The sequence below is a fragment of the Pectobacterium brasiliense genome, assembly GCF_013449685.1.
In the GTDB taxonomy this organism is placed as follows: domain Bacteria; phylum Pseudomonadota; class Gammaproteobacteria; order Enterobacterales; family Enterobacteriaceae; genus Pectobacterium; species Pectobacterium brasiliense_A.
In genome coordinates this window covers 1-17,055 of the sequence record NZ_JACDSF010000009.1, presented here as the reverse complement: position 1 = coordinate 17,055, position 17,055 = coordinate 1, and the positions used below count along the sequence as shown (strand labels likewise).

General features: G+C 51.6%; 18 protein-coding genes and 1 pseudogene. 13 read left to right on the top strand and 6 right to left on the bottom strand.

Going from position 1 to position 17,055, the window contains the following annotated elements; genetic code table 11:
- Positions 1-30: 30 nt before the first annotated feature.
- A complete protein-coding gene (locus tag H0248_RS03890; protein ID WP_180784858.1) occupies positions 31-1,101 on the bottom strand; it encodes an ATP-binding cassette domain-containing protein in 1,071 nt (356 codons plus the stop codon).
- A 125-nt stretch (positions 1,102-1,226) separates the two neighbouring features.
- On the opposite strand from H0248_RS03890, the gene kefG reads away from it, so the two are divergent.
- The 4 genes from kefG (at position 1,227) to slyD (ending at position 4,727) form a co-directional block, all read left to right on the top strand.
- Positions 1,227-1,778: a glutathione-regulated potassium-efflux system ancillary protein KefG gene (gene kefG / locus H0248_RS03885; RefSeq protein WP_167469158.1), complete on the top strand. Its 552-nt coding sequence runs from the start codon at positions 1,227-1,229 to the stop codon at positions 1,776-1,778.
- Between the two features lies 1 nt (position 1,779).
- Positions 1,780-3,591 (top strand): glutathione-regulated potassium-efflux system protein KefB, encoded by a 1,812-nt coding sequence (gene kefB / locus H0248_RS03880; protein WP_102116839.1) that lies wholly within the window; start codon positions 1,780-1,782, stop codon positions 3,589-3,591.
- 236 nt (positions 3,592-3,827) lie between these two features.
- Positions 3,828-4,022: a YheV family putative zinc ribbon protein gene (locus tag H0248_RS03875; RefSeq protein ID WP_102116838.1), complete on the top strand. Its 195-nt coding sequence runs from the start codon at positions 3,828-3,830 to the stop codon at positions 4,020-4,022.
- Positions 4,023-4,142: 120 nt separating this feature from the next.
- Entirely contained in the window at positions 4,143-4,727 is a 585-nt protein-coding gene (gene slyD, locus H0248_RS03870) for a peptidylprolyl isomerase (protein ID WP_102116837.1), read from the top strand.
- A gap of 116 nt (positions 4,728-4,843) precedes the next feature.
- Here the strand turns inward: slyD and H0248_RS03865 are convergent, their stop codons facing one another.
- Positions 4,844-5,062: a protein SlyX gene (locus H0248_RS03865; protein WP_010277499.1), complete on the bottom strand. Its 219-nt coding sequence runs from the start codon at positions 5,060-5,062 to the stop codon at positions 4,844-4,846.
- A 282-nt stretch (positions 5,063-5,344) separates the two neighbouring features.
- Between H0248_RS03865 and fkpA the strand changes: the two genes are divergently transcribed.
- On the top strand, positions 5,345-6,163 hold the full coding sequence (gene fkpA, locus H0248_RS03860) for an FKBP-type peptidyl-prolyl cis-trans isomerase (RefSeq protein ID WP_102117061.1): 819 nt from the start codon (positions 5,345-5,347) through the stop codon (positions 6,161-6,163).
- Between the two features lie 110 nt (positions 6,164-6,273).
- On the opposite strand, the gene pdxR is transcribed toward fkpA, so the two are convergent.
- On the bottom strand, positions 6,274-7,797 hold the full coding sequence (gene pdxR / locus H0248_RS03855) for a MocR-like pyridoxine biosynthesis transcription factor PdxR (RefSeq protein ID WP_116156468.1): 1,524 nt from the start codon (positions 7,795-7,797) through the stop codon (positions 6,274-6,276).
- Positions 7,798-7,900: 103 nt separating this feature from the next.
- On the opposite strand from pdxR, the pseudogene H0248_RS03850 reads away from it, so the two are divergent.
- Positions 7,901-8,140: pseudogene (locus tag H0248_RS03850) on the top strand (YggS family pyridoxal phosphate-dependent enzyme); the annotation flags it as partial.
- A 133-nt stretch (positions 8,141-8,273) separates the two neighbouring features.
- Here the strand turns inward: H0248_RS03850 and pmrB are convergent.
- Genes pmrB through eptA form a run of 3 tightly spaced genes read right to left on the bottom strand, consistent with a single transcriptional unit; the run spans position 8,274 to position 11,679 of the window.
- Complete coding sequence (gene pmrB / locus H0248_RS03845; protein ID WP_102116835.1) at positions 8,274-9,371, bottom strand: two-component system sensor histidine kinase PmrB; 1,098 nt, start codon at positions 9,369-9,371, stop codon at positions 8,274-8,276.
- Positions 9,368-10,036 (bottom strand): two-component system response regulator PmrA, encoded by a 669-nt coding sequence (pmrA, locus tag H0248_RS03840; protein ID WP_102116834.1) that lies wholly within the window; start codon positions 10,034-10,036, stop codon positions 9,368-9,370. Before pmrA ends, pmrB begins: the two co-directional genes overlap by 4 nt.
- Entirely contained in the window at positions 10,033-11,679 is a 1,647-nt protein-coding gene (gene eptA / locus H0248_RS03835; RefSeq protein ID WP_116156467.1) for a phosphoethanolamine transferase EptA, read from the bottom strand. Before eptA ends, pmrA begins: the two co-directional genes overlap by 4 nt.
- Before the next feature lie 178 nt (positions 11,680-11,857).
- On the opposite strand from eptA, the gene H0248_RS03830 reads away from it, so the two are divergent.
- From H0248_RS03830 to fusA, 7 genes are all read left to right on the top strand, one after another.
- Positions 11,858-12,580: a helix-turn-helix transcriptional regulator gene (locus tag H0248_RS03830; protein WP_010296984.1), complete on the top strand. Its 723-nt coding sequence runs from the start codon at positions 11,858-11,860 to the stop codon at positions 12,578-12,580.
- Positions 12,580-12,969, top strand: coding sequence for a sulfurtransferase complex subunit TusD (gene tusD, locus H0248_RS03825; RefSeq protein ID WP_180784857.1), 390 nt, complete (start codon positions 12,580-12,582; stop codon positions 12,967-12,969). The genes H0248_RS03830 and tusD overlap by 1 nt, the downstream gene beginning before the upstream one ends.
- 9 nt (positions 12,970-12,978) lie before the next feature.
- Positions 12,979-13,338, top strand: coding sequence for a sulfurtransferase complex subunit TusC (gene tusC / locus H0248_RS03820; RefSeq protein WP_102116831.1), 360 nt, complete (start codon positions 12,979-12,981; stop codon positions 13,336-13,338).
- A gap of 20 nt (positions 13,339-13,358) precedes the next feature.
- Positions 13,359-13,646, top strand: coding sequence for a sulfurtransferase complex subunit TusB (gene tusB / locus H0248_RS03815; protein ID WP_102116830.1), 288 nt, complete (start codon positions 13,359-13,361; stop codon positions 13,644-13,646).
- A 131-nt stretch (positions 13,647-13,777) separates the two neighbouring features.
- On the top strand, positions 13,778-14,152 hold the full coding sequence (gene rpsL / locus H0248_RS03810; RefSeq protein WP_005969567.1) for a 30S ribosomal protein S12: 375 nt from the start codon (positions 13,778-13,780) through the stop codon (positions 14,150-14,152).
- Positions 14,153-14,248: 96 nt separating this feature from the next.
- On the top strand, positions 14,249-14,719 hold the full coding sequence (gene rpsG / locus H0248_RS03805) for a 30S ribosomal protein S7 (protein ID WP_009111198.1): 471 nt from the start codon (positions 14,249-14,251) through the stop codon (positions 14,717-14,719).
- Positions 14,720-14,815: 96 nt separating this feature from the next.
- A complete protein-coding gene (fusA, locus tag H0248_RS03800; protein WP_116156464.1) occupies positions 14,816-16,930 on the top strand; it encodes an elongation factor G in 2,115 nt (704 codons plus the stop codon).
- Positions 16,931-17,055 lie beyond the last annotated feature (125 nt).

Sequence of the window (17,055 nt, the reverse complement as noted above, 5' to 3'; positions counted from 1 at the left end):
CCGCTCGCTATGCCTTTCAGGACACAAATCTTAAAGCGAATCGTTCTGCATCATCTGCTCTAGCTGTTCCTGTGCGTCCAGCCAGGACAGTTCTGTTTCTTCCAGCTCGATTTTGACTTTGGTTTGCTGTTGCAGGCAGTCGGTGAGTTCGGCTTTGCGGCTGATGTCATAGATGGCGCTGTCCGCCAGTCGAGCTTCCAGTGCTGCGAGCGTTTCCCCCAGCTTTTCCATCTGCTGTTCAAGCTTGGTTATCTGTTTGCGCAGCGGCTGCGTTTGCGTTCTCAACTCGGCGTCGCGGCGTTTTTGATCTTTTCTACCTTGCGCGCTGTTGGCGGCATTTTCTTTTGGCATTTCATCAGCCGCATTTTCCTGACGTTGCAGGCCGACCAGCCACTGCTGGTAGTCTTCCAAATCACCGTCGAACGGTTCTACTTTCTGGTCGTGTACCAGATAGAGATCGTCCGTAGTAGAACGGATCAGGTGTCGATCGTGCGAGACGACAACCAGCGCACCTTCAAAATCGATTAACGCTTCGGTCAACGCCTGACGCATATCCAGATCGAGGTGGTTGGTCGGTTCATCCAGCAATAGCAGATCTGAACGGCAGATTAACGCCTGTGCCAGATTCAGACGCATCCGCCAGCCGCCGGAAAAGGCGCTGACGGGCTGTTGTAGCTGTGACTGAGAAAATCCTAGCCCATTGAGCAGGCTTGATGCTCTGGCCTGAATCGTCCAAGCCTGAATCGCATCCAACTTACCGTGCAGCGTGGCAATTGCGTTACCGTCGTTCTCTTCGTTGGCGGTCTGCAACGCGGCTTCCAGTTGGCGAAACTCGCGGTCGCCGTCAATCACGTAGTCCAGCGCGGGTTTGTCCAACGCAGGCGTTTCCTGATTGACCCACGCCAATGACCAGTTTTGCGGAAATGTTGCGCTGCCACCGTCGGCGCTGATTTCGCCTTTCAGTAATGACAGCAGCGTAGATTTACCACAGCCGTTTTTGCCAACCAGACCGACTTTCTGGCCGGGATTAACCGTTGCTGTCGCGTTGTCGATCAGAACGCGTACACCACGTCGAATTTGCAGCGAAGAGAAAACAATCATAAAGCGCCGTATGTTCAGAGTATGTTAAATTATGGACATCTCAGGACACGCGGTGTCCTGTTTTTAGTCGTTGCGCTGCATGGTAACGGAAAACGATTATTATGACGACGCTTTGGAGGGGAATGATGTCGCAGCCACCGAAGATTTTGCTGCTGTATGCCCATCCGGAACCACAGGACTCGGTAGCAAACCGGGTCTTATTGCAACCGGCGCAGCAGTTGGCGAATGTAACCGTGCACGATCTTTACGCACTCTATCCTGATTTTTTTATCGATATTCATCACGAACAACAGTTGCTGCGTGAGCATCAGGTCATTGTTTTCCAACATCCGTTTTACACCTATAGCTGTCCGGCGCTGCTGAAAGAGTGGCTCGATAGGGTGTTATCGCGCGGATTCGCGAATGGGATCGGCGGGAATGCGCTGGCGGGGAAATACTGGCGCTCGGTGATTACAACCGGTGAACCGGAAGATGCCTATCATGCTGATGGTAACAATCGCTATCCCATGGATGATTTGCTCCGCCCGTTTGAGCTGACGGCCGCCCTGTGCCGTATGCATTGGATGCGCCCCATGATTGTTTACTGGGCACGTCGTTTACAGCCCGATGTGTTATCGAGTCAAGCCAGAGCTTACGGTGAATGGCTATCCTCCCCTTTACCTGAAGAGGAGCGCTAGTATGGAAAGTTCTGCGCTACTGACCGCCAGCGTCTTATTTTTGTTTGTGGCGGTAGTCGCCGTACCGATCGCTGCCCGATTAGGGATTGGTGCCGTACTGGGCTATTTGATCGCTGGGATCGCCATTGGCCCGTGGGGGCTTGGCTTTATCCGTGACGTGGAAGCCATCCTGCATTTCTCGGAGCTGGGTGTCGTTTTCCTGATGTTTATCATTGGTCTGGAACTGAATCCGTCCAAGCTCTGGACGCTGCGCCGCTCGATCTTTGGCGTGGGGGCGGCTCAGGTCGCACTGAGTGCGCTGATTTTAGGCGGCGCCCTGTATCTGACGGATTTCTCGTGGCAGTCCGCGCTGATTGGTGGCGTGGGGTTGGCGATGTCGTCAACGGCCATGGCGCTGCAACTGATGCGCGAAAAGGGCATGAACCGCAATGAATCGGGGCAATTAGGTTTCTCCGTTCTGCTGTTTCAGGATTTGGCGGTTATCCCTGCGTTAGCGCTGATTCCGATTCTGGCTGGTGTGCAGGGTGATTTTGGCGATTGGGAGCGGATTGGTCTGAAAGTCGCTGCGTTTCTCGGGATGTTAATCGGCGGCCGCTATCTGGTGCGTCCGCTGTTCCGTTTTATTGCGGCATCCGGCGTGCGCGAGGTGTTCACCGCCGCCGCGTTGTTGCTGGTGCTCGGCTCTGCGCTGTTTATGGAAGCATTAGGGCTTTCCATGGCGTTAGGCACCTTTATCGCCGGTATTCTGCTGGCGGAAAGTGAGTATCGGCATGAACTGGAAATCGCGATTGAGCCGTTCAAAGGTTTGCTGCTTGGCCTGTTTTTTATCTCTGTAGGAATGGCGCTGAATCTCGGCATCCTCTACACCCACATCGTGAAGATTATGGTTGCGGTATTGGTGCTGGTGGCGGTGAAAGCGGCCGTACTGTATGTCCTTGCGCGGATTAATCGTATGCGCCGCTCCGAGCGCTTGCAGTTTGCTGGGGTACTGAGTCAGGGCGGCGAGTTCGCTTTCGTCCTGTTTTCCGCGGCGGCTTCATTCAACGTATTGAAAGGTGAGCAACTGCCGCTGTTGCTGGTGACAGTGACGCTATCAATGATGACGACGCCGCTGCTGATGCAGTTGATCGACCGCATTCTGGTGCGTCGTTACAACGTGCAGGATGTGCCGGATGAGAAACCGTATGTCGAGGATGACGAACCGCAGGTGATCGTGGTGGGCTTCGGGCGTTTCGGACAGGTGATTGGTCGCTTATTAATGGCGAACAAAATGCGGATTACCGTTCTGGAACGCGATATCAGTGCCGTGAGCCTGATGCGCAGCTATGGTTATAAGGTTTATTATGGCGATGCCACGGAGCTGGAACTACTGCGCTCGGCGGGGGCGGATAAAGCGCGCTCAATCGTGATCACCTGTAATGCACCAGAAGATACGATGGAGATTGTGCATCTATGCCAGCAACACTTTCCAAATCTGGAGATTCTGGCGCGGGCACGCGGGCGTGTTGAAGCCCATGAGTTGTTACAGACAGGTGTAAAACATTTCTCGCGCGAAACCTTTTCCAGCGCGCTGGAGCTAGGGCGGAAAACGCTGGTGACGGTCGGCATGCACCCCCATCAGGCGATGCGTGCGCAACAGCATTTCCGCCGTCTGGATATGCGCATGCTGCGTGAATTGATGCCGCAACTGACGGGGGATGTCGCTCAAATCTCCCGTGTGAAAGAGGCACGCCGTGAGCTAGAGGATATTTTCCAGCGGGAAATGCTGCGCGAGCGCCGTCGGCCTAGTGTGTGGGATGAAGACGACGAGTAAGAACCTATTCTCTAGGCTATTTTACTTGCCATTTTGAACCTGGGCAGTGCTCGCACAAACGCAATTGCGTTTGAACGCCTCTTGGGGCGGCCCGTAGGGTGAGCGAAGCGAATAAATCCTCACGTACTACGTGTACGCTCCGGTTTCTGCGCGCTGTCCGAGTCCAAACTGTCTGCGCCAATAACGCCTAGTAGAATAGGTTCTAGGTTTTAGAACGGCGATAAATTGGAGTTATCATGCGTAAACGCTTTATTGCAGGGGCCGTGTGCCCGACGTGTCAGGCTCAGGACACGCTGGCAGTTGGACGAGAGGATGATGTCGAGGTTGTGGTGTGTGTGAAGTGCGGATATCGCCAAAGTCAGGCAGATGAGCCCACGACGGCATCCGTCCCACAGGCTAACGAGATTATCGGGATCTTCCGGCCAGAATGAGGGATGAGTGTCGTGGTGGCATTGTCACCAACCGTTGACGTTTTTTGATTCCAGACGGTACATAGGGATATTTTTCAGCTACAATTTGCGCCAGTTTGATTTCCAACGGTAGGAGATATCATGAAAGTAGCAAAAGATCTGGTGGTCAGCTTGGCCTATCAGGTACGTACAGAAGACGGTGTGTTGGTTGATGAGTCTCCGGTGAGCGCGCCGTTGGACTATCTGCATGGTCACGGTTCCCTGATTTCTGGTCTGGAAAACGCGTTGGAAGGCCGTGAAGCAGGTGAGAAGTTTGATGTGAACATCGGTTCAAACGACGCTTACGGCAACTATGATGAGAATCTGGTTCAGCGCGTACCGAAAGATGTCTTTATGGGCGTTGACGAGCTGCAGGTTGGCATGCGTTTCCTGGCTGAGACCGATCAGGGCCCAGTGCCAGTTGAAATCACCGAAGTTGAAGACGACCATGTTGTTGTCGACGGCAACCACATGCTGGCAGGCCAAAACCTGAGCTTCAACGTTGAAGTTGTGGCTATCCGCGAAGCGACGGAAGAAGAGCTGGCGCACGGTCACGTTCACGGTGAGCACGATCATGAACATGACCATGGTGACGGCTGCTGTGGCGGTCACGGCCATGATCACGACCACGGTCACCAGCACGGTAAAGGCGGCTGCGGCGGCAACGGTGGATGCGGCTGCCACTAATGAGTCGTAGCGCATACGCATAAAAGAAACCTCAGGTTGATGAAGATCGCCTGAGGTTTTTTTATTTATTGTTATATCTGGACGATGGTGGGCATCGGCATAACGGGTCGCGAATCTCAGTAATGCGGTGGCGGCGTTTCTTCCGACTGGGGGGCAACGAGCGAGGTTTGCTGGCTGCGCAGCCGATCGGTGAGTAGACGGACATGTTCACGCAGGCGGCTAATTTCCCGCTCGTGTTGAATAACCGTTTGGTTAAGTTCTTCTATGGTTAATTCCTGAAAAGCCTGTCGGCTTTCCAACTGTTCGAGCCGTTCTTCAAGTGCTGATGGTGACATCGGTATTCCCCTTACTTCTTGTTACCCGCGAGTTTGTCAGAAAGCGGAAACTTCTGGTAGTAAAAACGGTCGCACTAGGGCGCAATGCACCATCCGGAATGGGGCAAATCGTTGTCAGAAGGCCTTAGGACGACACAAATGATGTCGGAAAAGCTTCCTGACGTTTTTTATCAAAGGATTGTCGCGTGCGTCGTTGTGTTGTCTTCGTCCGCACAGTTATAGTAGGCGCGAATGTATTTTAATGATGGCTGGAGCGCGTCGCTCCAGATGCTGGAGAAATGGATGAAATCACTGTTTAAAGTAACGCTGTTAGCAACAACGATGGCTCTGGCTCTGAACGCAGGCCAGGCTCTGGCGGCAGACAAAGCGCAGGCATCTGACACCACTGCGGCAGCCAAATTCAAGAACGATGAGCAGGCAGCGGCTTATGCGTTAGGTGCATCTTTAGGGCGTTATATGGATAACTCTCTGAAAGAGCAAGAAAAATTAGGTATCAAACTGGATAAGGATCAGCTGATTGCTGGTGTTCAGGATGCCTTTGCTGATAAGAGCAAGCTGACTGACGAAGAAATCGAGAAAACGCTGCAAGGCTTTGAAGGTAAAGTGAAAGCCGCAGCTGAAGCCAAGATGAAGCAAGATGCGAAAGATAACGCGGATAAAGGCGCCAAGTATCTTGAGTCCTTCGCCAAAGAAAAAGGCGTGAAGAAAACGGAATCTGGCCTTCTGTATCAGGTTGAGAAAGAAGGTAGCGGCAATGCGCCGAAAGACAGCGATACCGTAGTGGTTAACTACAAAGGTACGTTGGTTGACGGTAGCGAGTTCGACAACTCCTACAAACGCGGTGAGCCACTTTCTTTCCGTCTGGACGGCGTGATCCCAGGCTGGACTGAAGGTCTGAAGCACGTTAAGAAAGGCGGTAAAATCAAGCTGGCTATCCCACCGGCACTGGCCTATGGCGAAAATGGCGTGCCTGGCATTCCAGCTAACTCCACGCTGGTGTTTGACGTTGAACTGCTGGACATTAAATCTGAAGCTGACCTGAAAGCAGCGGATGATGCGAAAGCTGAAAAACCAGCAGCCGAAGAGAAAGCCGCTAAGTAAGCATCTCGATAGTCGCAATATGACCGCAGGCACTGGCCTGCGGTTTTTTTTGTTTGTTTCACCATCACTTCCCTGCAATTGAATCCCTTTCCCGTTAACCGTGACGGCACCTATCTGTCATCCACTACCCGCGACCCATCGTCAGCACAGCGTGCGAGTACCTTCGCCAACGTCTTGACCGCCGTTTCCAGTTCATGCGGAGCGTGTGCGGCAAATCCCATGAGGAAGCCTGCTTTATGGTGGCCCGACGCATACATTGCTGTCAGCCCCAGCAGATCGATCCCAGCCCGGCGTGCAGATTCCACCGCGTCGTGTTCAGAGATGTCACGGATAAAGATACAGGGCATCTGCATGCCTCCGACCGGCACCCGTGGCTCTACGAAGTCAGCCAGATGCTGACGCACCAGCCGTGCCAGCACATTCCGACGTTCGGCATAAACGGTACGCATCGTGCGTACATAGGCACCGAAGTGGCCTCCTTCTATAAAACGCGCCAGCGTGAGCTGTGGAATGGGCGCGCTGTGTCCATCCATCAGCGTGCGTGCCACGGTCATGGGGGCAACCAGCTGCGGCGGCAGTACCATGTAGCCGATGCGCAGGCCGGGAAACAGAGATTTGGTGAAGGTGCCGATATAGATCGTTCTATCGTGTGGGTCGAGCCCCTGAACGCAGGCGGTAGGTTTGCCCGCGTAGTGAAACTCGCTGTCGTAATCATCTTCAATAATCCAGCTCTGGTGCTGCCATGCCCATTCAATCACGGCCAGACGCCGATCCAGCGCCAGCGTTGCGCCAGTGGGAAACTGGTGTGAGGGCGTCAGGAACACGGCTTTAGCGGGCACATTATGTTTGTTGCTTGCCTCAAGCAGGTGATCAATCTGCAAACCATCGGCATCTAACGGTATCGGTACGCACGCGAGCCCGGCCGCCTCGAACGCCTTGCGGGCGCCGTGGTATACGGGATCTTCAAGGCAGATCCGATCGCCAACATCCAGCAATACCGTCGCACACAAGGTGAGCGCTTGCTGGGAACTGGTCAGCACCAGTACGCGATCGGGCGTGGCACGAGCTCCCCGTTCGAGATTGACATAATCTGCGATGGCGCGCCTTAGCACTTCCATGCCCTGCGGTGGGCTGTGCAGCAGCGCCCGCGTGCCATATTCTTTTAGTACCTGCCGTTCCAGTCGTTCCCATGTCTGGAGGGGAAAACTGCGGGTTTCCGGCACGCCGGGCGCGAACGCACGCGGGATGATGAAGTCGCGCACCCCACCATTCTGGAACATAGCGCTGCCGCGTTGACTGAGGCGCAGTTCTGCTTTGCTATCTCCCGTTTTTCTGGCTTTGCCACGCCCCGGCAGACGCTTTGCCCGCTCCGACACGAAACTGCCGCTGCCGACGCGACGTTCGATAAACCCTTCTGCATGCAGCTGGCTGTAAGCCGACTCGACCGTATCACGTGATACTCCCAGTGATGTCGCCAGCGCACGTGATGCAGGTAAGGGCTTGCCCACATCAAGAACGCCATCGAGGATTAACTGGCGAATCGCTCGCTGGATACGGGCGTGCAGGGGTAAGGCACCGTGCGCGGGGTCGCCAATCCAGGCCTTGACCGATTCAAGCTGGGCGTGTTTGAACAATTGGTCTGCCTCTTATCGGGAAAATGGTGGGTAATATCCAGCTATTTTAAATCTATAAATACGTTTCACAATCCATTCATCTTCTTCGTCAGGAGTTAAGCTGATGCTGATACCTTCCGATACACCGACTCGCCACGACAGGCACGGCTGCTATCCTGCAACGGTGCGACTGCTGCCTGTCAGCAAGACCAAGCCTGAAAATCGCCTGCGTATGGCTCATACGGCAGGTTGCCGAGTATTGGGCGAGAACAAGGTGCAGGAGGCGTACCGCAAATGGGAAGCCATGCAGGACTTAGCCGACTTACAGTGGTCGGTCATTGGTCACCTACAAACCAACAAGGCTACTACTGGCCCAATAAAACCAGCACCGCAGAGTGATGAACCTGATGACGTCGACACACTAGAATCGCTATCCAGCGTACTGATAAGACATGTGGGTTTGCGCACAGGACCTGTATTATTTCGGCGCAGACCCGCTAGTTTTTTTCATCCAGGTATTCGTCAGGGGCGGTGAGTACCACGCGAGCGAGGGCGCCGGAACGTTGTGGCCGGTTGCAGAGGAAAAATTTTCCATCGTGCAACTGAGCAATGCGCGTCACGATACTTAGCCCGAGGCCGATACCGCCATAGCGGCTGTCCATGCGAACGAACGCCTTACTCAATTCACCGACTTTGCTTTCATCAATACCCGATCCTTCATCCTCAACCTGTAGTTCAATATGTGGCAGCTTGCTCAGGCTCACGGTGATCTGACTTGCTTGCGGGCTATAGCGATAGGCGTTTTCTACCAGATTGCGTAACAGTAACTGGAGTAGCGTGGCATCCCCACGGAGAGTGACATCTTCTTGTGGTAATACCCATTTCAACGTCTGCTGCCGCTTTTGCAGCATCTCGGCCAGTTCATCCTGCATGGGGAAAATGACGTCTTTCAGGAATGAGACATGCGGGTGGTGACCCGCAGAAAAATCTTGCCCGACACGCGCAAGCAGCAAAAGCTGCTCCACCGTTTTCACCATTTTATCAATGCGTTTGATGAGCGAACTGCAATCAATCTGATGTTGCTGCTGGTGTAATTCAAGGTGTAGACGAATTCCAGCTAGCGGGGTACGTAATTCATGAGCGACATCTGCAGTAAATTGCCTGTCGCGTTTCAACGTTTCGTCCAGACGTTGAAAAAGCTGGTTGATGGTATGGGTGACAGCAGCGATTTCTTTAATGTCACTCTGTTGTGGCAGTGGTTCCAGATTTTCCGCCGTGCGATCCTGTAATTCTTCCTGCAGGCGTGAAAGCGGACGCGTGATCCAACTGACCGCCTGAAAGCACATGAGCAATGTCAGAATGACCATCACCAGACTTGGGATACTGAGTGAGGCGATCGCCTCATTGATCTCTTGATCGATCTGTATGTTCTGGGCGCTGGCGCTCAGGGATTTATCAACCAGTAGGCCGATCTGTTCTTCGCTTTCGTGCCAAAGCCAGAATACGCTGATCATCTGACAGACGAGCAGGATGCCGCCCAGTGCTAGCACCAAACGACGACGCATGCTGGTGACGGTGTCGGCATCGCTCTTCATGGCTGTTCGCCTTTAGTCAGCAGATAGCCAAAACCACGCAGGGTTCGGATGCGTTCTTTCCCTATCTTGTGCCGCAGATTATGGATATGCACTTCTAGCGAGTTGGAGGACGGGTCGTCGTTCCAGGCGTAGATATCCTGATGCAGAACCTCGCGATGTACCTGGGAACCTGCTTTCAACACCAGACGGGATAGTATCGCAAACTCTTTCGGCGTCAGTACCACCGGTTTGTCGTCCAGTAACACCTGTTGATTGTTTAAATCCAAGGTAATGTTGTCGACCTGTATCAAGCTGTTGCTTGAACCCTGATGGCGGCGAATCAGCGCGCGTACGCGTGCCTGTAATTCCGTTAGAGCGAAAGGCTTGGCAAGGTAATCGTCTGCGCCGACATCCAGCCCGCTGACGCGATCGTTTACCTTATCCCGCGCCGTTAAGATGAGTACGGGATGCTGGTAATGATGCTTACGCCAGCGTGAGAGCAGAGCGAGCCCATCTTCATCCGGTAAGCCAAGATCGAGAATGACCAGACTGTAGTGTGCGCTGCTGATGAGCGCGTCTGCTTCTTTGGCTGTGCCTGCACAATCGCAGGCATAACCTTCATGACTCAACGCTAATAATAATCCTTCCTGCAACAGCTTATCGTCTTCAACAATCAATAATTTCATGTTGCCTTATCCCTGCACGGCTGAAGGATATCGAGCTGAGGCTGATATTCTTTCGTGGTGATAGTAAACATTCCCAGTATGGTATGGAAAAGATTATCTTGCGAGTAATCCAGCTGCTTCGCGTTCTGGCGCAGGCAGGAGTCCTGAATGACCTGTTGTTGCTGATAACCCGTTGATAACCAAATAAACATCGGGACGTGCGTTTGCTGCTTCGGTGCAATAGAGTAGGGCATGCTATGCAGGTAGATGCCGTTTTCCCCTAACGATTCGCCGTGGTCAGACAGGTAAACCAATGACGTATTAAATTTATCCTGATGCTGTTTCAGTAAATCGATCGCTTTATCCAGAAAAAAATCGACGTACAGGATCGTATTGTCATACGTATTGGCCAGCGCTTCCTGCGTACAGGTCTGAATCTGATTGGTATCACACGTTGGCGTAAATTTCTTAAAGGCGTCAGGATAGCGTTGGTAATAACTCGGGCCGTGGCTGCCTATCGTATGTAATACGATGATGCCGTCGTTATCGAGTTTATTAATATAGTCTTCGACGCCGTGGAATAACGCTTCATCGTGGCATTCTCCGTTGGTGCATAGTCCCGGTAGTTTCAGCGATGTCACATCAACCGTTGGCACACGTGTACAGGTATCTTTACAGCCGCCATCATTTTCCTGCCAGAGCACGTTAACTTTTGCCCGCTGTAATATATCCAGCAACCCTTCCTGATGGCTGGCTACGTCACCATTAAAGCGTTGGCGCGGCATGTTGGAAAACATGCAGGGAACGGAAACGCCTGTTGATGTGCCACACGATGAGGTGTTTTCAAAGTAGATAACGTTATCTTTTGCCAGCAGCGGATTGGTCTCTTTCCCGTAGCCACCCAGCGAAAAATTTTGTGCCCGGGATGTCTCGCCAACTACCAGAATAACCAGATTCTTTTTTGCCGTCGGAGATGGCGGAGCCGCTTTGTGGGCATCCAGACCAATCTGCTCCAGAGGCAAATTAGCCAGCACACTATGTTTATGGTAGGACAAGCTGGCCGCCACAATATTGCTGGGCGTAATTGCTTTTACCAACTCTTTGTTATTACGCATGAACGAGGCGTAATCTTTATAAAAGAATGCCGCGATAGATAAAATAGCGAATAACGAAATAATGACGCTAAGAAAGCGCATGCCAATATAGAGCGTTGTCGGCTTGGCGGGTTTTATTTTTATCCAGACGGCGAGTGCCGCAGGAATGACGCCAATAAAGAATACCCAGGCGACAAGCTGTGGCGTAAGCAGTGAAAAGGATTCGCCAGCGGTTGTCTCTAGGATATTCTGGATCATGGTTCGGTCAATGATAATGCCGTAGTTCAGCATAAAGTATTGTGCTGCGGCACCGGTCAGCAGGAAAAGAACAATGATGGCCTTACGCAGATAAGGTACTGCCAGAAGTGTGAAAATGATATTCAGCACCGCGAAAATCACAACGGGCATGCTGAGAAAGAAAGGGATAGTAACCCAGTCTGTCATATCCAGCAGTTGCAGCGTCTGACGGTAGTAGGCAATGTTCTGGACCAGGGTAATAAAGGCAGAAAAGATCAGCACGAACGTGATGCTGCTCAGGTGTGGTCTGCCCATCGGTATTCGTTTTCTCATACACGTCTCTCGTGATTTCCATGATGGAGAGGAAAGAAGACGCTGACTCTAGCGGGATTAAATTAATGCAACCTTAAGAGGTAGCCCGTTAAATTCAGGGACGCGAGTGTGGACATTTGCTAGACTGTGTCCCCTGTCAATACAAAATAAATAGATGACGTTGAGGGTGGTGTCTGCCATGTCTAATTCGCTTGTATCTGGCGAATCTTATGAGCTTGATTTGCTGGATGAACGTCCTTTTAGTCAAACGGACTATGAGATCCTGAAATCGTATGAAGCGGTGGTTGATGGCTTGGCCATGTTAATTGGCGAGCATTGTGAGATTGTATTGCACTCGCTTGAGGATCTTAAATGTTCCGCCGTGCGTATTGCGAATGGGGAACATACCGGCAGGAAGATTGGCTCGCCGATTACGGATCTTGCATTGCGCATGCTGCATGACATGGCAGGTGAAGATAGCAGCGTGTCGAAAGCCTATTTTACCCGCGCAAAAAGCGGTGTGTTGATGAAGTCAGTGACGATTGCCATTCGCAATCGCGATCAGCGCGTGATTGGGCTGCTGTGTATCAACATGAATTTGGATGTGCCTTTCTCCCAGATTGTGCAGACCTTTATTCCACCTGAAACGCATGATGCCGCCTCTTCCGTCAACTTTGCGTCATCCGTTGATGATCTCGTGGCACAAACGCTGGAATTTTCGATTGAGGAAGTCAACGCGGATCGCAACGTCTCCAATAATGCGAAAAATCGCCAAATCGTACTGAGCCTGTATGAGAAAGGCATCTTTGATATTAAAGACGCCATCAACCAGGTCGCCGAACGTCTCAATATCTCCAAACACACGGTCTACCTTTATATCCGTCAATTCAAAAGCGGCGACTTCAGCGGGCACGAACGTTAATGCTGAGTTACTGTTTGCTGGTGACTGGCCCGGCTTATGGCACACAGCAAGCGAGCAGCGCGTTGCAGTTTGCACAGGCGCTGTTGGCTGAAGGGCACAGACTGAAAAGCGTGTTCTTCTATCTCGAGGGCGTGCTAAATGCCAACCAGCTAACGTCACCCGCTAATGATGAGTTTGATCTTGTTCGCGCTTGGAAGCAGTTGGGCGAAATGCATCAGGTGGCGCTGAATGTCTGTGTCGCCGCGGCATTACGCAGAGGTGTGACCGATGCACAGCAAGCGACTCAGCTCAACCTTGCTGGCGCGAATCTGCAACCTGGTTTTGTTCTGAGCGGGTTGGGTGAACTGGCGCAATCGGTGCTGACCTGCGATCGGGTTATTCAGTTTTAAGGTAGCGTTATGAAGCGAGTCGCATTTGTTTTTACGCATTCTCCACATGGGAGTGCTGCTGGGCGAGAGGGGCTGGATGCACTATTGGCGATGTCAGCACTGACGCAAGAGATTGGCGTATTTTTTGTTGGCGATGGCGTACTTCAACTGCTGCCGCATCAACAGCCGGAAAAGATTTTGATGCGTAATTACATCGCAACGTTTGGTGTACTGCCGTTGTACGATATCGAAGCTTGTTATCTGTGCGAGACTTCTGTGCGCCAGCGTGGGTTGAGTATAGAAACAGACTGGGTTTTGGATGTGGAGCTATTAGCGCCGCAAGCATGGCGTAGTAAGTTGGCCGATTATCATTCTATCCTTTCATTCTAGCGACGGATTTCGCCTTTTATATGCTGCATACGCTCTCACGTTCTCCTTATCACATTGACCTAGATGCACTTCTGCTCAGTTTGGGTCAGGGGGATGCGTTGGTCTTATTGCAAGACGGTGTTATCGCTGCGCTAGCTGGTGGAGATATTATTCAGCGCCTTCTTGATTCAGCGGTTCTTCTCTACGCGCTCCAGCCTGATACAGCGGCAAGAGGAATGGATGAACAAATTTCAAACAATGTGACACTCATTGACTATAATCAGTTTGTTCAACTGACAGTGGAGCACCCGCAGCAACTCGCGTGGTAACGCCGAATTTTTGTATATTTCTTGACTCCTTCCACTGCCAGCCCTAAAATTCTGCGTCCTCATACTTTGCCTTGCGCAAACATGAGGCGATTTATTACGTGTTTACGAAGCAAAACCCAGGAGCTTTTTGAATGGCAACGATTAACCAGCTGGTACGCAAACCACGCTCCCTGAAGGCTGCTAAAAGCAACGTTCCGGCGCTGGAAGCATGCCCGCAGAAACGTGGCGTATGTACCCGTGTATATACGACCACCCCTAAAAAACCGAACTCCGCACTGCGTAAAGTATGCCGTGTTCGTTTAACCAACGGTTTTGAAGTTACCTCCTATATCGGTGGTGAAGGTCATAACCTGCAGGAGCACTCCGTGATCCTGATCCGTGGCGGTCGTGTTAAAGACCTGCCAGGTGTGCGTTACCACACCGTTCGTGGCGCGCTGGACTGCTCAGGTGTTAAAGACCGTAAGCAATCCCGTTCCAAATACGGCGTGAAGAAGCCAAAGGCTTAATGGTTCTCCGTTAAGTAAGGCCAAACGTTTTAACTTAAATGTCAAACTAAACTCGTAGAGTTTTGGACAATCCTGAATTAACAACGGAGTATTTCCATGCCACGTCGTCGCGTCATTGGTCAACGTAAAATTCTGCCGGATCCTAAGTTCGGATCAGAACTGCTGGCCAAATTTGTAAACATCCTGATGGTAGATGGTAAAAAATCTACTGCTGAAGCAATCGTCTATACCGCGCTGGAGACCCTGGCTCAGCGCTCTGGTAAAGATCATCTGGAAGCTTTTGAAGTAGCTCTGGACAACGTTCGCCCGACTGTCGAAGTTAAGTCGCGCCGCGTTGGTGGTTCTACTTATCAGGTACCAGTAGAAGTCCGTCCGGTTCGTCGTAATGCGTTGGCAATGCGTTGGATCGTAGAAGCTGCTCGTAAACGCGGTGATAAATCTATGGCTCTGCGCCTGGCGAACGAACTTTCTGATGCAGCAGAGAACAAAGGTACTGCTGTTAAGAAACGTGAAGACGTTCACCGTATGGCCGAAGCTAACAAGGCGTTCGCTCACTACCGTTGGTAATCCCTTCGTTGTAGTCATGCTAACCAAGCGGGCGCTAAAAATAGCCAACCCGCTTGGGTTAACTAAATTGAACGCCCTAGTAAACAGAGGATACAAATGGCTCGTACAACACCCATCGCACGCTACCGTAACATTGGTATCAGTGCGCACATCGACGCCGGTAAAACCACTACTACCGAACGTATTCTGTTCTACACTGGTGTAAACCATAAAATCGGTGAAGTTCATGACGGCGCAGCTACCATGGACTGGATGGAGCAGGAGCAGGAGCGTGGTATTACTATCACTTCCGCAGCGACTACTGCATTCTGGTCTGGTATGGCTAAGCAGTATGAACCGCATCGTGTAAACATCATCGACACCCCAGGGCACGTTGACTTCACTATCGAAGTAGAACGTTCCATGCGTGTATTGGATGGTGCGGTAATGGTTTACTGCGCAGTTGGTGGTGTTCAGCCGCAGTCTGAAACCGTATGGCGTCAGGCAAACAAATATAAAGTTCCACGCATTGCGTTCGTTAACAAAATGGACCGCATGGGTGCGAATTTCCTGAAAGTTGTTGGTCAGATCAAATCCCGTCTGGGCGCGAACCCTGTTCCGCTGCAGCTGGCAATTGGTGCTGAAGAAGGTTTCACCGGTGTTGTTGACCTGGTGAAAATGAAAGCCATCAACTGGAACGATGCCGATCAGGGCGTGACCTTCGAATACGAAGAGATCCCAGCTGATATGCAGGATCTGGCTGATGAATGGCACCAGAACCTGATCGAATCTGCAGCAGAAGCTTCAGAAGACCTGATGGAGAAATACCTGGGTGGTGAAGAACTGACTGAAGAAGAGATCAAAAAAGCTCTGCGTCAGCGTGTTCTGAACAACGAAATCATCCTGGTAACCTGTGGTTCTGCATTTAAGAACAAAGGTGTTCAGGCGATGCTGGATGCGGTAGTTGACTACCTGCCATCCCCAGTTGACGTACCTGCGATCAATGGTCTTTTGGATGACGGTAAAGACACGCCGGCTGAGCGTCACGCAAGTGATGAAGAGCCGTTTGCTGCACTGGCGTTCAAAATTGCTACCGACCCGTTTGTTGGTAACCTGACGTTCTTCCGCGTGTACTCTGGTGTAGTTAACTCCGGCGACACCGTACTGAACCCAGTTAAATCAGCACGTGAGCGTTTTGGTCGTATCGTTCAGATGCACGCTAACAAGCGTGAAGAGATCAAAGAAGTTCGTGCGGGCGATATCGCTGCGGCTATCGGTCTGAAAGATGTAACGACGGGTGACACTCTGTGTGATCCAGATAACGTCATCATTTTGGAACGTATGGAATTCCCTGAGCCGGTAATCTCCATCGCGGTAGAACCGAAAACCAAAGCTGACCAAGAAAAAATGGGTCTGGCATTGGGCCGTCTGGCTAAAGAAGACCCGTCTTTCCGCGTATGGACAGACGAAGAATCTAACCAGACTATCATCGCTGGTATGGGTGAATTGCACCTCGATATCATCGTTGACCGTATGAAGCGTGAATTCAACGTTGAAGCGAACGTGGGTAAACCACAGGTTGCTTATCGTGAAGCGATTCGTGCGAAAGTTACCGATATCGAAGGTAAACACGCCAAGCAGTCTGGTGGTCGTGGTCAGTATGGTCATGTTGTTATCGACATGTATCCGCTGGAGCCGGGCTCAAATCCGAAAGGCTACGAGTTCGTCAACGACATCAAAGGTGGTGTAATTCCTGGCGAATACATCCCTGCCGTTGATAAAGGTATTCAGGAACAGCTGAAAGCGGGTCCGTTGGCTGGTTACCCAGTGGTTGATCTCGGCGTGCGTCTGCACTTCGGTTCTTTCCATGACGTTGACTCCTCTGAATTGGCGTTTAAACTGGCTGCTTCTATCGCCTTCAAAGACGGCTTTAAGAAAGCAAAACCTGTTCTGCTTGAGCCTATCATGAAGGTTGAAGTTGAAACGCCGGAAGAGAACACTGGTGACGTCATCGGTGACCTTAGCCGTCGTCGTGGTATGCTGCGTGGTCAGGAATCTAACGTTACTGGCGTTGTGATTCACGCTGAAGTTCCGTTGTCTGAAATGTTCGGATACGCAACTCAACTGCGTTCTCTGACCAAAGGCCGTGCTTCTTACTCCATGGAGTTCCTGAAGTACGATGATGCGCCTAACAACGTTGCTCAGGCCGTAATTGAAGCCCGTGGTAAATAAGCCTCAGGGTTAAAAAAAATCCCGTGCTCTCTCCATAGGGGGAGAGCATTTGAGTAAGGAATATCGCCGTGTCTAAAGAAAAATTTGAACGTACAAAACCCCACGTTAACGTCGGTACTATCGGC

Bases quoted from the DNA above. Each gene is read 5' to 3' on its own strand.
- rpsG (WP_009111198.1), top strand. From the start codon at position 14,249: ATGCCACGTCGTCGCGTCATTGGTCAACGTAAAATTCTGCCGGATCCT.
- kefG (WP_167469158.1), top strand. From the start codon at position 1,227: ATGTCGCAGCCACCGAAGATTTTGCTGCTGTATGCCCATCCGGAACCA.
- eptA (WP_116156467.1), bottom strand. From the start codon at position 11,679: ATGAGAAAACGAATACCGATGGGCAGACCACACCTGAGCAGCATCACG.
- pmrB (WP_102116835.1), bottom strand. From the start codon at position 9,371: ATGAAGAGCGATGCCGACACCGTCACCAGCATGCGTCGTCGTTTGGTG.
- H0248_RS03865 (WP_010277499.1), bottom strand. From the start codon at position 5,062: ATGTCACCATCAGCACTTGAAGAACGGCTCGAACAGTTGGAAAGCCGA.
- tusC (WP_102116831.1), top strand. From the start codon at position 12,979: ATGAAGCGAGTCGCATTTGTTTTTACGCATTCTCCACATGGGAGTGCT.
- kefB (WP_102116839.1), top strand. From the start codon at position 1,780: ATGGAAAGTTCTGCGCTACTGACCGCCAGCGTCTTATTTTTGTTTGTG.
- H0248_RS03890 (WP_180784858.1), bottom strand. From the start codon at position 1,101: ATGATTGTTTTCTCTTCGCTGCAAATTCGACGTGGTGTACGCGTTCTG.
- fkpA (WP_102117061.1), top strand. From the start codon at position 5,345: ATGAAATCACTGTTTAAAGTAACGCTGTTAGCAACAACGATGGCTCTG.
- rpsL (WP_005969567.1), top strand. From the start codon at position 13,778: ATGGCAACGATTAACCAGCTGGTACGCAAACCACGCTCCCTGAAGGCT.
- slyD (WP_102116837.1), top strand. From the start codon at position 4,143: ATGAAAGTAGCAAAAGATCTGGTGGTCAGCTTGGCCTATCAGGTACGT.
- pmrA (WP_102116834.1), bottom strand. From the start codon at position 10,036: ATGAAATTATTGATTGTTGAAGACGATAAGCTGTTGCAGGAAGGATTA.
- H0248_RS03875 (WP_102116838.1), top strand. From the start codon at position 3,828: ATGCGTAAACGCTTTATTGCAGGGGCCGTGTGCCCGACGTGTCAGGCT.
- H0248_RS03830 (WP_010296984.1), top strand. From the start codon at position 11,858: ATGTCTAATTCGCTTGTATCTGGCGAATCTTATGAGCTTGATTTGCTG.
- tusD (WP_180784857.1), top strand. From the start codon at position 12,580: ATGCTGAGTTACTGTTTGCTGGTGACTGGCCCGGCTTATGGCACACAG.
- tusB (WP_102116830.1), top strand. From the start codon at position 13,359: ATGCTGCATACGCTCTCACGTTCTCCTTATCACATTGACCTAGATGCA.
- fusA (WP_116156464.1), top strand. From the start codon at position 14,816: ATGGCTCGTACAACACCCATCGCACGCTACCGTAACATTGGTATCAGT.